The 12449-nt window shown below is 74.6% G+C and carries 13 protein-coding genes and 2 tRNA genes; 9 read left to right on the forward strand and 6 right to left on the reverse strand.

Translation table 11 applies throughout. From position 1 onward, the window contains the following. The first annotated feature begins 29 nt into the window (after positions 1-29). Positions 30-1052: a 3-isopropylmalate dehydrogenase gene (locus E9529_RS06435; RefSeq protein ID WP_236830299.1), complete on the forward strand. Its 1023-nt coding sequence runs from the start codon at positions 30-32 to the stop codon at positions 1050-1052. Between the two features lies 1 nt (position 1053). Here the strand turns inward: E9529_RS06435 and E9529_RS21865 are convergent, their stop codons facing one another. Next, positions 1054-1179 carry a hypothetical protein gene (locus tag E9529_RS21865; protein ID WP_255708408.1) on the reverse strand — a complete coding sequence of 42 codons (126 nt, stop codon included), beginning with the start codon at positions 1177-1179 and terminating at the stop codon, positions 1054-1056. A 481-nt stretch (positions 1180-1660) separates the two neighbouring features. On the opposite strand from E9529_RS21865, the gene cimA reads away from it, so the two are divergent. Continuing rightward, on the forward strand, positions 1661-3256 hold the full coding sequence (gene cimA / locus E9529_RS06440) for a citramalate synthase (RefSeq protein ID WP_236830300.1): 1596 nt from the start codon (positions 1661-1663) through the stop codon (positions 3254-3256). A gap of 24 nt (positions 3257-3280) precedes the next feature. On the opposite strand, the gene E9529_RS06445 is transcribed toward cimA, so the two are convergent. The 3 genes from E9529_RS06445 to E9529_RS06455 all read right to left on the reverse strand — a co-directional run bounded on the left by E9529_RS06445 (position 3281) and on the right by E9529_RS06455 (position 4939). Further along, entirely contained in the window at positions 3281-4003 is a 723-nt protein-coding gene (locus E9529_RS06445) for a glutamine amidotransferase (protein ID WP_236830301.1), read from the reverse strand. Positions 4004-4007: 4 nt separating this feature from the next. Then, positions 4008-4334: a putative quinol monooxygenase gene (locus E9529_RS06450; protein WP_236830302.1), complete on the reverse strand. Its 327-nt coding sequence runs from the start codon at positions 4332-4334 to the stop codon at positions 4008-4010. Positions 4335-4558: 224 nt separating this feature from the next. After that, the gene (locus E9529_RS06455) at positions 4559-4939 is read right to left on the reverse strand and encodes a VOC family protein (RefSeq protein ID WP_236830303.1); all 381 of its coding nucleotides are present in this window, start codon (positions 4937-4939) and stop codon (positions 4559-4561) included. Between the two features lie 42 nt (positions 4940-4981). On the opposite strand from E9529_RS06455, the gene E9529_RS06460 reads away from it, so the two are divergent. The 7 genes from E9529_RS06460 to galK all read left to right on the forward strand — a co-directional run bounded on the left by E9529_RS06460 (position 4982) and on the right by galK (position 11094). Beyond that, on the forward strand, positions 4982-5794 hold the full coding sequence (locus E9529_RS06460) for a fumarylacetoacetate hydrolase family protein (protein WP_236830304.1): 813 nt from the start codon (positions 4982-4984) through the stop codon (positions 5792-5794). Continuing rightward, a complete protein-coding gene (gltX, locus tag E9529_RS06465) occupies positions 5791-7266 on the forward strand; it encodes a glutamate--tRNA ligase (protein WP_236830305.1) in 1476 nt (491 codons plus the stop codon). The genes E9529_RS06460 and gltX overlap by 4 nt, the downstream gene beginning before the upstream one ends. A gap of 231 nt (positions 7267-7497) precedes the next feature. Beyond that, positions 7498-8466, forward strand: coding sequence for a CPBP family intramembrane glutamic endopeptidase (locus E9529_RS06470; protein ID WP_236830306.1), 969 nt, complete (start codon positions 7498-7500; stop codon positions 8464-8466). Between the two features lie 78 nt (positions 8467-8544). After that, a tRNA-Gln gene (locus tag E9529_RS06475) sits at positions 8545-8616 on the forward strand. A gap of 35 nt (positions 8617-8651) precedes the next feature. After that, positions 8652-8724, forward strand: a tRNA-Glu gene (locus E9529_RS06480). A 130-nt stretch (positions 8725-8854) separates the two neighbouring features. Continuing rightward, positions 8855-9940, forward strand: a complete 1086-nt coding sequence (galT, locus tag E9529_RS06485; RefSeq protein WP_236830307.1) for a galactose-1-phosphate uridylyltransferase — start codon at positions 8855-8857, stop codon at positions 9938-9940. Then, positions 9937-11094 carry a galactokinase gene (gene galK / locus E9529_RS06490; protein WP_236830308.1) on the forward strand — a complete coding sequence of 386 codons (1158 nt, stop codon included), beginning with the start codon at positions 9937-9939 and terminating at the stop codon, positions 11092-11094. The genes galT and galK overlap by 4 nt, the downstream gene beginning before the upstream one ends. Positions 11095-11106: 12 nt before the next feature. Here galK and E9529_RS22615 read toward each other — a convergent pair whose 3' ends face one another. Then, positions 11107-11901: a M23 family metallopeptidase gene (locus E9529_RS22615; protein WP_236830309.1), complete on the reverse strand. Its 795-nt coding sequence runs from the start codon at positions 11899-11901 to the stop codon at positions 11107-11109. Continuing rightward, positions 11898-12416: a helix-turn-helix domain-containing protein gene (locus E9529_RS22620; protein WP_236830310.1), complete on the reverse strand. Its 519-nt coding sequence runs from the start codon at positions 12414-12416 to the stop codon at positions 11898-11900. The genes E9529_RS22615 and E9529_RS22620 overlap by 4 nt, the downstream gene beginning before the upstream one ends. Between the last annotated feature and the right edge of the window lie 33 nt (positions 12417-12449).

Consider the following 12449-nt stretch of genomic DNA (forward strand, 5'->3'; position numbering starts at 1 on the left):
GGGCCCCCTCTGACCTAGTGTCCCTTCCCATGCGCCTGGCAGTGATCCCCGGAGACGGCATCGGGCCCGAGGTCGTGGCGGAGGGGCTGAAGGTCCTCCGCGCGGTCGCCCCCGACCTGGAGACGACCCCCTACGACCTGGGGGCCGCGCGCTGGCAGCGCACCGGCGAGCTCCTGCCGGACACGGTGCTCGACGAGCTCCGGCAGCACGACGCCATCCTGCTCGGCGCCATCGGGGACCCCGGTGTCCCGCCGGGCATCCTCGAGCGCGGGCTGCTGCTGCGGCTGCGCTTCGAGCTCGACCACCACGTCAACCTGCGCCCCGCGAAGCTGTTCGACGGCGTCCGCAGCCCGCTGGCCGACGCCGGCCCGATCGACATGCTCTGCGTCCGCGAGGGGACCGAGGGGCCCTACGTGGGCAACGGCGGCGTGCTGCGCAAGGACACCCCGCAGGAGGTCGCGACCGAGGTCAGCCTCAACACCGCCTTCGGCGTGGAGCGCGTCGTCCGCTACGCGTTCGAGCGCGCCGTCGCCCGACCGCGCAAGCACCTGACCCTCATCCACAAGACCAACGTGCTCACCCACGCCGGTGGGCTCTGGTCCCGGGTCGTGGAGGAGGTGTCGGTCGAGTTCCCCGAGGTCACCGTCGCCTACCAGCACGTCGACGCCGCCTCGATGTTCTTCATCACCGACCCGGGCCGCTACGACGTCATCGTGACCGACAACCTGTTCGGCGACATCGTCACCGACGTCGCCGCGGCGGTGACCGGGGGCATCGGGCTGGCCGCCAGCGGCAACCTGGACGCCTCGGGCACCAACCCGAGCATGTTCGAGCCGGTGCACGGCTCGGCCCCGGACATCGCCGGCCAGGGCGTCGCCGACCCGACCGCCACCGTGCTGTCGGTGGGCCTGCTGCTCGAGCACCTGGGCCGCAGCGAGCAGGCCCGCAAGGTCGAGGCCGCCGTCGCCTTCGACCTGTCCACGCGGGACCCGCGGGCGGCGATCCGGACGGCGGAGGTCGGCGACCGGCTCGCCGCGCTCGCCGGCGGCTGAGTCACCCGGGCGGCTCCGCCACCAGCAGGTCGCCGACCGGCACCGGGAGCCGCGCCCGGCCCGTCTCGCCGGGCGCAGGCCACTCCGGCCGCACCGTGCAGCCGTCGGGGGAGGACTCCACCAGCACGACCGGCTGCCAGCTCCAGTCCCGGGCGGGCCGGTCGGCCGGCAGCGTGCCGGAGGGGAGCCGTCCGGGGAGCCGCGCCCACCAGCGGCGGTCGAGGGCGGCCAGCCCGCGCGCGCAGCAGCACGACGGCGTCGTCGCGCGGCATCGCCGCGGCCAGCGGCGCGCCGGTGAGGAGCACCGGGCGGGCCAGGTCGCCCTCGGGCGCCAGCCATCCGGTGAGCTCGCCGTCCGCACGGTGCACGGCGGTCCACCCGGGTGGGATCACCGCCGGACCCTCGCACGCTGACCGGGACCGGTCACACCGTTTTCCGGCGGCGGGCTGGGGCCGGCCGGGCGGCAGTGGTTTACTCCTCCGTGATGAGCACCACCGGCCGGATCATCATCGCCTAGCGCGCAGTCACCTCCCCGACTGCGCGCAGACCTCCCGTACCCGGGGGGTCTTTTTCGTGTTCGGGCCGACACCACCGCCCCGGGAGACCCCATGACCAGCACCGACTTCCACGTCTTCGACACCACGCTGCGCGACGGCGCCCAGCGCGAGGGCATCAGCTACTCGGTCGCCGACAAGCTCGCGGTGGCCCGGCTGCTCGACGAGATCGGGGTCGGCTACATCGAGGGCGGGTGGCCCGGGGCCCTGCCGAAGGACACCGAGTTCTTCGCCCGGGCGCGCACCGAGCTGCAGCTCAAGCACGCGCAGCTCGTGGCGTTCGGGGCGACCCGGAAGGCCGGTGTCGCCGTCGAGGACGACCTGCAGGTGCGCGCGCTGCTGGACGCCGGGACGCCGGTGGTGTGCCTGGTCGCGAAGTCCGACGTCCGGCACGTGCGCGACGCCCTGCGCACGACGCTGGAGGAGAACCTGGCGATGGTGGCCGACACCGTCGCCTTCCTCGTGGCGCAAGGCCGCCGGGTGTTCCTCGACTGCGAGCACTTCTTCGACGGGTACGCGGCCGACCGCGACTACGGGGTGCGCGTGCTGCAGACGGCGTTCGACGCGGGGGCCGAGGTCGGCGTCCTGTGCGACACCAACGGCGGCATGCTGCCGATGGGCGTCGGCCGGGTGGTGGCCGACGTGGCGGCCCGCGTGGACGGCAAGCTCGGCATCCACTGCCAGGACGACACCGGGTGCGCCGTCGCCAACACGCTGGCCGCGGTCGAGGCCGGCGTGACCCACGTGCAGGGGACGGCGAACGGCTACGGCGAGCGGGCCGGCAACGCCGACACGTTCGCCCTGATCGCCAACCTGGTCACCAAGATGGGCGTCCCCGCGGTGCCCGCCGAGTGCCTCCCGGAGCTGCAGCGGGTCAGCCACGCCATCGCCGAGCTGGCCAACATCGCCCCCGACGACCACCAGCCCTACGTGGGCGCCTCGGCGTTCGCGCACAAGGCCGGGCTGCACGCCAGCGCGATCAAGGTCAGCCCGGAGCTCTACAACCACCTGGACCCCGCCGTCGTCGGCAACGACATGCGCATCCTGGTGACCGAGATGGCCGGCCGGGCCTCGGTCGAGCTCAAGGGTCGGGAGCTGGGCGTGGACCTCGCCGGCCAGTCCGACGCGATCGGCCGGGTGGTCGACCAGGTGAAGGTGCTGGAGGCCGACGGCTGGTCGTTCGAGGCCGCCGACGCCTCCTTCGAGCTGCTGCTGCGCGGGCAGCTGCCGGAGGCGCCGCCGCCGCTGTTCGAGCTGGAGAGCTACCGCACCTCCGTCGAGCACTGGGGGAACGGCGTCGTCGTCAGCGAGGCGACGGTCAAGGTGCACCTCCCCAACGACGACGGGACGGCTGAGCGGATCATCAGCACCGGCGAGGGCAACGGCCCGGTGAACGCGCTCGACAACGCGCTCCGCCAGGCGCTGGTGCACCGCTACCCCCAGCTGGCCGAGGTCTCGCTGGCCGACTACAAGGTGCGCATCCTGGGCTGGAAGGGCGGCACCAGCGCCACCACCCGCGTGCTCATCGACACCACCGACGGGGTGGGGGAGTGGACCACGGTCGGCGTCCACGCCAACATCGTCGAGGCGTCGTGGCACGCGCTGGTCGACGCCCTCACCTACGCCGTGCTGCGCCGTCCGCAGCCGTAGCGGTGCCCCAGCCGTAGCGGCGCCTCAGCCGTAGCGGGCGACGAAGTTCGCCAGCAGCCGGCCGGGCGCGGTCACCACCGCCGGGGTCAGCCGCGCGACGACCGCCTCCACCTCGCTGGGCGCGAAGTAGCCGGCGTGCTGGTAGATGCGCACCCGCGCGACGATCGATGCGACGTCGAGCTCGGGGTGGAACTGGGTGGCGTAGACGTTCTCCTTCACCTTGAACATCTGCACCGGGCAGGTCGCCGACGAGGCCAGCAGCACCGCGGTGGGTGGCAGCACGCGGCAGGCCTCCTTGTGGCCGACGAACGCGGTGAAGCGGTCGGGCACCCCGGCCAGCAGCGGGTCCACCCGGCCCTCCGGGGTCAGCCCCACCTCCACCGCGGACACGGGCTCGCCGAACGTCCGGTCGACGACGCCGCCCTGGTGGGTGCCCAGCGTGCCGATGCCGTAGCAGGCGCCGAAGAAGGGCAGGTCCCGGTCGACGACCTCGTCGAGCAGGCCGGCGACGTCGCGCTCGACCCGCACCTGGACGTCGGACTTCTCGGCGTCCGAGGAGTTGAACGGCCCGCCGCCGAGGAACACCCCCGCGTAGTCGTCGAGGTCGAGCGCCGGCAGCGGCCCGGCCTCCATCCGGATGCGGTGCAGCCGGTCGGCGGGCAGGGCGGTGCAGCGCAGGAACGAGGCGTGCTCCTCGTCCGCCGCCTCGTCCTCGGGGCGCGAGGAGAGCAGCAGGAACGGCTTCACCCGGTCAGCGCGGCTGGATCTCGCCCATCGGCCCCCAGCCGGGGACCTCGGGGGCGTCGACGTAGATGATCTGCGGCTGGGCGGAGACGAGGTCGGGGGCCTGCTCGACGAACCGCTTGAAGGCGTCGGTGGCGACGTGGGCGGCACCCGCGTCGGAGTCCCGGAAGCCCTCCACACAGACGAAGGTGTTCGGCTCCTCGAGGCTCCGCGACCACTCGAAGAACAGCGAGCCCTCCTCGGCGTTCACCGCGCGGGCGTAGTCGGCGGCCAGCGCGGTCCACTCGTCGGCGCGCTCGGGACGGACGGGGAACTTCACGACGATGAGGATCACCGTGACATTGTCGGCCTCCGGCCGACACCGCGGCCAGTTGCCGTCCCCCGGTCGCGCGGCACCCTCCGGGCCTCCTCGCCGCGACAACGCGGCCAGTCGCCGTCCCCCGACCGTCGGTCGCGGGAGTCGGCAGGGGTGTCCAGCGGTAGTCGTCCCCCGCCCACGTCGGCGGGGCAGAGAGCGACTATCCCGGGGGGAGACGTGTGCGGCCCGGCGGCCGCGGGTCAGACGGGATCCAGCCGGCGCCGGAGCAGGCAGAACTCGTTGCCCTCCGGGTCGGCCAGGACGTGCCAGGTCGCCTCCTCGGACTGGCCGACGTCGGCCGGGGTCGCGCCGAGGTCGAGCAGCCGCCGCAGCTCGGCGTCCTGGTCCCGGTCGGTCGGGCTGACGTCGACGTGCAGGCGCACCTTCCCCGGCGTCGGGTCGCCGACCGGCACGAAGACCAGCGTGGGGGCGGGCCCGCCGAAGCCCGCCTCCGGGCCGATCTCGACGGCGCCGTCGTCCTCCCGCCCCAGGACCCGGTAGTCGAGCACCGCCGCCCAGAAGGCGGCGAGGGACTCGGGGTCGCGGCTGTCCACGACCAGCTCGCTGAACCGGCAGGCCATGGGTGCACGGTAGTCAGGAAGGGGCGCGGCTAACCTCGGCTCGTGCGCATCGTCCGTTTCGCCAGTCCCCAGGGCATGTCCTTCGGCGTCCTCGACGGAGACGGCCAGGTGGCCCAGATCGAGGGCCACCCGTTCGGCCAGATCTCCTTCACCGGCGCCCGGTTCGCCCAGGCCGACATCCGGCTGCTCTCGCCGATCCTGCCGAGCAAGGTGGTGTGCGTCGGCAAGAACTACGCCGAGCACGTGAAGGAGATGGGCACCGGTGACGCGCCGGGGGAGCCGCTGCTGTTCCTGAAGCCCTCCACGTCGGTCATCGGCCCCGGGGACGCGATCCGCATCCCGCCGGGCAGCACCAACGTGCACCACGAGGTGGAGCTCGCCGTGGTGATCGGCGCCCGCGGGGCCCGCAACGTCAGCCCCGAGCAGGCGCTGGGCAGCGTCTTCGGCTGGACCATCGCCAACGACGTCACCGAGCGGGACATGCAGAAGAGCGACGGCCAGTGGACCCGCGCCAAGGGCTTCGACTCCTTCTGCCCCCTCGGCCCCTGGATCGAGACCGACCTGGCCGGCATCGGCCTGGACGCCGCCGACCTGGAGATCACCTGCGACGTCGACGGCGAGCGCCGCCAGAGCGGGCGCACCAGCCAGCTGCTCTTCGGCGTCCCGACCCTCATCTCCTACATGTCGCAGGTGATGACCCTGCTGCCCGGCGACGTCGTGCTGACCGGCACCCCGTCGGGAGTCGGCCCGATCCGCCCCGGCCAGAGCGTGGCGTGCAGCATCCAGGGCCTGGGCACGCTGACCAACACGGTGACGTCGGCCGACGCCGTCTCGACCGCCGGCGGCGCCCGGTGACCGTCCGCACCCGCTTCTGCCCGTCGCCCACCGGGCTGGTCCACGTCGGGCTGATCCGCACCGCCCTGTTCAACTGGGCGCACGCCCGCCACCACGGCGGCACCTTCGTCTTCCGCATCGAGGACACCGACGCCGCCCGCGACTCCGAGGAGTCGTACCGGCACCTGCTGGACAGCCTGCGCTGGCTGGGCCTGGACTGGGACGAGGGGCCCGAGGTCGGCGGGCCGCACGGCCCGTACCGGCAGTCGGAGCGGCACGAGGTGTACCGCGAGGTGGCCGCCAAGCTGCTCGAGTCCGGGCACGCCTACGAGTCCTTCTCGACCAACGAGGAGGTCGACGCCCGGCGGCGGGCGGCGGGCGAGGACCCCAAGCTCGGCTACGACAACCACGACCGGTTCCTCACCGACGCCCAGAAGCAGGCGTTCCGCGACGAGGGTCGGTCACCGGTGCTGCGGCTGAAGATGCCCGACGAGGACCTGTCCTGGACCGACCTGGTCCGCGGCGAGGTGCGCTTCGCCGCAGGTGCGGTGCCCGACTTCGTCCTCGTGCGCGGCAACGGCGTCCCGCTCTACCCCTTCGTGAACCCGGTGGACGACGCCCTCATGGGCATCACCGACGTGCTGCGCGGCGAGGACCTGCTGCCCTCCACCCCGCGGCAGCTGGCGCTGTACGCAGCGCTCACCGACATCGGCGTCGCCCAGGGCACCCCGCGCTTCGGGCACCTGCCGCTGGTGACCGGCGAGGGCACCAAGAAGCTGTCCAAGCGCGACCCCACGTCCAACCTCGACGTCTACCGGGAGCGCGGCTTCCTGCCCGAAGGCCTGGTGAACTACCTGGCGCTGCTGGGCTGGTCCATCGCCGAGGACCGCGACATCTTCTCGGTGGCGGAGCTGGTGGAGGCCTTCGACGTCACGAAGGTCAACGCCAACGCCGCGCGCTTCGACCTGAAGAAGGCGGAGGCGATCAACGCCACCCACCTGCGGGCGCTGCCGGTCGAGGAGTTCACCGCCCGCGTGGTGCCGCACCTGGCCGCCGCCGGGCTGGTCTCCGAACCGCCGACCGCCGAGCAGGAGGCGGTGCTGCGCGCCATCGCGCCGCTGGCGCAGGAGCGCATGGTGGTGCTGTCGGAGGCCGTCGGGCTGCTGGGCTTCCTGTTCGTCGACGACGTGGAGATCGACCCGGCCGCCGCCCAGAAGCAGCTCGCCGGCGACGCCGCCGTGGAGGTCCTGGACGCCGCGTCCGCGGCGCTGGGGGAGCTGCCGGAGTGGACCACGGCGGCCATCGAGCAGGCGCTGAAGGAGTCGCTGGTCGAGGGGCTGGGCCGCAAGCCGCGGCAGGCGTTCGGCCCCGTCCGCGTCGCCGTCAGCGGGCGCACGGTGTCCCCGCCGCTGTACGAGTCGATGGAGCTGCTCGGCCGCGAGCGGACGCTCGCCCGGCTCGCCGCGGCCCGCACGGTGGCGTCGGCGGGATGAGCTCGCCGGCGGCCGGCGGGGGGGCCGGTCGACGAGCCCTACGCCGGGCCGCCGCCCACGCTGCGGCCGGCGCCGGGGCGCTTCCCGGTGCTGCCGTGGCCGCAGGCCACGGGTCCCCACCCGCCGGGGCCCTACCCGCCGGCGGCGTTCCCACCGGGGCTCTTCCCACCGGGGCTCTTCCCACCGGGGCCCTACCCACCGGCACCGTGGCCGCCCGCGCCGTTCCCGCCGGTGCCGCCGGCCGGGTGGGCGCTGCCCCCGGGGACGCCGCCGCACGACGAGCCGACGTCGTTCCTGCACGCGATGCGGGCCCGCGACTGGGCCTGGTGGCGGCCGCTGCTCGGGCTCCTCCTGCTCGGCGTGGTCTTCCTCGTGGCCGGGGCGCTGCTCGGCGTGCTCGGCATCCTCACCGGGATCAGCCCCGACCTCGCCCTCGTCGAGCTCACCGACCCCGGCACGCTGCTGGTCACCAACGCGACCCTGGCCGTCGGCATCCCCGTGGTGTGGCTGGCCTGGGCCGTCGCGCACGGCATGCGCCCGGGCTGGTCGTCGTCGGTGCTCGCCCGGTTCCGGTGGCGGCTGCTGCCGAGGCTCACCGTGCTCGCGCTGCTCTCGATCGGCGTCGTCATCGGGCTGTCGGTGCTCCTGGCCGTCGCCTCGGGGGAGGTGGAGATCACCGGGCCGGTGCCCTCGTGGGGCTGGCTGCTGGCCGTCGTCCTGCTCACCACGCCGCTGCAGTCGGCGGCGGAGGAGTACCTGTTCCGCGGCTACCTCAGCCAGGCGATCGCCGGCTGGATCCGCGCCCCGCGCACCGGCGCGGTGGTGGCCGCGGTGGTGACCGGAGCGCTCTTCTCGCTGGCGCACCTGCCGCCCGACCTCGCCACCTTCCTCGACCGCTTCGCCTTCGCCCTGGCCGCCTCGGCGGTGGTGTGGCTGACCGGCGGGATCGAGGCCGCGGTGGTGCTGCACGCGGTCAACAACGTGGTGCTGTTCCTGCTGGTCGCCCTGCTGGGGGACGCGGTGACCACCGACGTCGTGCCCGCCGGGCTGGCGCCCGTGTCGCTCGCGCTCACCGCGGCGGGTTTCGGCGGCTTCGTGCTGCTCGTGGCCAGGTGGCGGCGCCGGGCGCGGCCGGAGGTGCGCACCCCGGCCCTGGACCTCCGCCGGCCGCCGGGAGCGGCGCCCGCGCCGGCGCGCTGACCGGCCGTCCGGGGGGTGGTGCGACCCGCCCCCGGGACGTCGGGTACAGTTCTCTCCGGCGCCGCGAGGTGCTACCCATGGGGTATGGGGTAATTGGCAGCCCGACGGTTTCTGGTTCCGTTAGTCTAGGTTCGAGTCCTGGTACCCCAGCGAGGAAGCCTGGTTCCTCTCGCACCACCCAGCACGGCCCCGTCGTCTAGCGGCCCAGGACGCCGCCCTCTCACGGCGGTAGCGAGGGTTCGAATCCCTTCGGGGCTACGCGACCGAGAGCCCCCGACCACGGCGGTAGCGAGGGTTCGAATCCCTTCGGGGCTACGCGACCGAGAGCCCCCGACCAGCTGGTCGGGGGCTCTCGCCGTTCCAGGTGTCAGCGGGAGGCGGTCGAACGGTGTTCCGGACGAGGCGTGACCTGGCCGACGGCCGGGAGATCCTCTACTTCGACGCGGAGCCGGTCCGACGCGATGCCGGGGACGGCCGCGACCTGCCCGCCGTCGTCACCCGCTCGCAGCTCCGGTTCGACCCGCTGCTGGACGAGTGGGTCGTCGTCGCCGCGCACCGGCAGACCCGCACCTTCCTGCCCCCGGCCGACCAGTGCCCGCTGTGCCCCTCCCGGCCGGGCCGGCCCACCGAGGTGCCCGAGGCCGACTACCAGGTGGTGGTCTTCGAGAACCGGTTCCCCTCCCTGGCCACCGACGTCGACCGGGACGTGCCGCCTGCGGCTCCCGGCAACCCGCTGGCGGAGCTGCGGCCCGGGTCGGGCCGGTGCGAGGTCGTCTGCTTCACCAGCGAGCACAACCGCGTGTTCGCCGAGCTCGGCCCCGACCGCGCCCGCCTGGTCGTCGACGTCTGGGCCGAGCGCACCGCGGAGCTGTCCACCTTAGAGGGCGTCGAGCAGGTGTTCTGCTTCGAGAACCACGGCGAGGAGATCGGGGTCACCCTCAGCCACCCCCACGGGCAGATCTACGCCTACCCCTTCCTGCCGCCGCGCGTGGCGAAGGTGCTCGGCTCGGTTCGCCGGTACCGCGGGGCCACGGGTCGTGATCTGTTCGCCGACGTGCTCGAGGCCGAGCGGAGCGGCCCGCGGGTGGTGGCCGCCAACGAGCACTGGACGGCGTTCGTGCCGGCGGCGGCCCGCTGGCCCTACGAGGTGCAGCTGTTCCCCACGCGCCGGGTGCCCGACCTGCCCGCCCTCGACGACGCCGAGCGGGACGCCCTCGCCGAGGTGTACCTGGACGTCCTGGGCCGCTTCGCCCACCGCTTCGACACCCCGATGCCCTACATCGCCTCGTGGAACCAGGCGCCCGTGCACGAGGGCCGCGAGGAGTGGTGGCTGCACCTCCAGCTGTTCTCGTTGCGCCGGGCGCCGGGGAAGCTGAAGTACCTGGCCGGGTCGGAGTCCGGCATGGGCGCCTTCATCACCGACACCAACCCCGAGGACGTCGCCGACCAGCTGCGCGCCGTGGTCCTGCCGTGAGCGGCGCCGCCGCGGCAGCCGAGGCCTTCGCGGGGCGTTTCGGCTCCGCGGCCGAGGGGGTCTGGGCCGCCCCCGGACGGGTCAACGTCATCGGCGAGCACACCGACTACAACGGTGGGCACGTGCTGCCGATCGCCCTGCCGCACACGACGCGCGCCGCCGTCGGCCGGCGCGACGACGGGCGGCTGGTGCTGCGGTCGCTCCAGCACCCGGACGCCGACTCCGACGTCGCCGTCGCCGACCTGCGCCCGGGCACCCCGTCCGGCTGGGCCGGCTACGCGGCGGGGATCGTGCACCAGGTGGCCGGCTCGGTGCCGGGCGGGCTGAGCATCCTGGTCGACGGCGACGTGCCGGCCGGGGCGGGGCTCTCCTCGTCGGCGGCGCTGGAGTGCGCCGTCGCCCTGGCCCTGCGCGACCTGCTGGACCTCGACCTCGCCCCCGGGGACCTGGTGGACGTCGCGCGGCGGGCGGAGAACGACTTCGTCGGGGCTCCCACCGGGATCCTCGACCAGTCGGCCTCGTTGCTGTGCACCGAGGGGCACGCGCTGTTCCTGGACACCCGCGACCGCAGCAGCGAGCAGGTGACCTTCGACCTGGCCGGCGCCGGTGTGGCGCTGCTCGTCGTCGACACCGGCACGACGCACGACCACGCCGCCTCCGGCTACGGGGACCGCCGCCGCGAGTGCGAGGAGGCGGCCGCCCGGCTGGGGGTCGGCCTGCTGCGCGAGGTGGCCGACGTCGCCGCGCTCGGCGTCCTCTCCGACGGCAGCGCGGCGGGGGACCGGCTGCACCGCCGCGCCCGGCACGTCGTCACCGAGGAGGCCCGCGTGCACCGGGTCGTCTCGGTGCTGCGCTCCGGCGCGGACCCCAGGTCGATCGGCCCGCTGCTCACCGAGGGCCACGCCTCCCTGCGCGACGACTTCGAGGTCTCGGTGCCGCTGCTGGACGCCTGCGTCGAGGCCGCGGTGGCCGCCGGCGCCCACGGTGCCCGCATGGTGGGCGGCGGGTTCGGCGGCAGCGCGATCGCCCTGGTGGACGCCGACGCCACCGACGCCGTCACCACCGCCGTCGCCGACCGGTTCGCCCGGGAGGGCGCCGCCGCACCGCGCGTCTTCTCCGCGGTTCCCTCCGCGGGTGCCCGCCGGCTTCTCTGACCGGCGGGGCGGTCACCGCGCGCCCAGCAGCTCCTGGTCGGCCGGGAGCCCGTCGGCGCCACCGGGTGCGCCGCCGCGGAACGCCATCGGCCGGCCGCAGGACCCGGCCACCCAGGCCGAGTCGGTGAGCTGGACGTGCAGGTGCGGTTCGCTGCTGTTGCCCGAGTTGCCGCACTCGGCGACCTGCTGGCCGGCGGCGACCCGCTCGCCCACGGCCACCCGCACCGAGCCGCGGCGCAGGTGCGCCAGCACGGCGCAGGTGCCGTCATCGGTCTCGACGACGACGTGGTTGCCCAGCATCCAGCGGGCGCCGGCGACCTGGCGCACGAAGCCCTCCACGGTGAGCAGGTAGACCAGCGACAGCCAGCCGCTGCGGGCGCGGTGGTCGCTGCGGCGGTCGTGTGCCCGGACGACCCGGCCGGCCACGGGGGAGCGCACCGGCAGGCCGAACGCCGGGTAGTCGGTGACCGGCCGCCACTGACCCCCGGACCCGAACGCCGGCCGCGTGCCGTCGGCGGGTTCGGCGACCAGGTCGAGCGCCCAGGTCTGCCCCAGGCCGTGGGTGCCGTGGGAGGGCACCTTCGTCGCCGGGGAGTTCAGCGCTCGCCAGGCGCCGTCGACGGGCGGTTCGACGACGCGCACCGGTGCGGGCGGCGGTGCGACCCGGTCCAGGACGACGAACCCGACGATCAGCAGGAAGCCGAGCAGCGGGCCGGCGGGAAGGCCCAGCCCGTCCGAGGCGATGAGGAGCACGCCCGGGGCCGGCAGGAGCGGGCGGACCCGGGCAGCAGCGCGGCGGGGGCTCACGCCGCACCCGCCGCGAGCACCACGTGCAGCGGGACCACCCGTTCGGCGGGAACGGCGTAGCTGCCGCGCGCGGTGGTGCGCAGCCAGCCGGCGGCGGTCAGCTGGCGCAGGTGGTGGTGCAGCTGCCCGGTGGTGCCCAGGCCCGGCAGCTCGGCCAGCGCCCCGGTGGTCGTCGTCCCGGTCAGCACCTCGCGCAGCAGCCGCAGCCGCACCGGGTGGGCCAGCGCGGCCAGGGTGGCGGCCGTGGCGGCGTCGGCGTCCTCCCCTCCGCGGGCCTCCTCGGCCGGGTGGGTGCGCTGCCAGGCGTACTCCTCACCCGTGGGCAGGGTGACCCGCCCGGCGTAGAGGACCGCGCCACCGGGCAGCGCCGCGGCGTCCTCCGCGAGCCCGTCGAGGGCCCAGAAGCGCTCGGGCTGCGGCGCCGGTCCGCGGTCCTGCAGGACCGCCTCCAGGGCGGTGAGCCGCTCCTCGATGCGGGCGAGCCGCGCCTCGTCGCCCACGGGGTGGTGTGCCACGGAACGATCCTACGGAAGAACGTAGGAGCGTTC

Origin of the sequence: Blastococcus sp. KM273128 (assembly GCF_021698975.1) — a bacterium.
Classification (GTDB): Bacteria; Actinomycetota; Actinomycetes; order Mycobacteriales; family Geodermatophilaceae; genus Blastococcus.

Excerpts from the sequence above, each read along its gene's own strand:
- E9529_RS06455 (WP_236830303.1), bottom strand. The coding sequence starts at position 4,939 with ATGGCCTGCCGGTTCAGCGAGCTGGTCGTGGACAGCCGCGACCCCGAG.
- E9529_RS06435 (WP_236830299.1), top strand. The coding sequence starts at position 30 with ATGCGCCTGGCAGTGATCCCCGGAGACGGCATCGGGCCCGAGGTCGTG.
- cimA (WP_236830300.1), top strand. The coding sequence starts at position 1,661 with ATGACCAGCACCGACTTCCACGTCTTCGACACCACGCTGCGCGACGGC.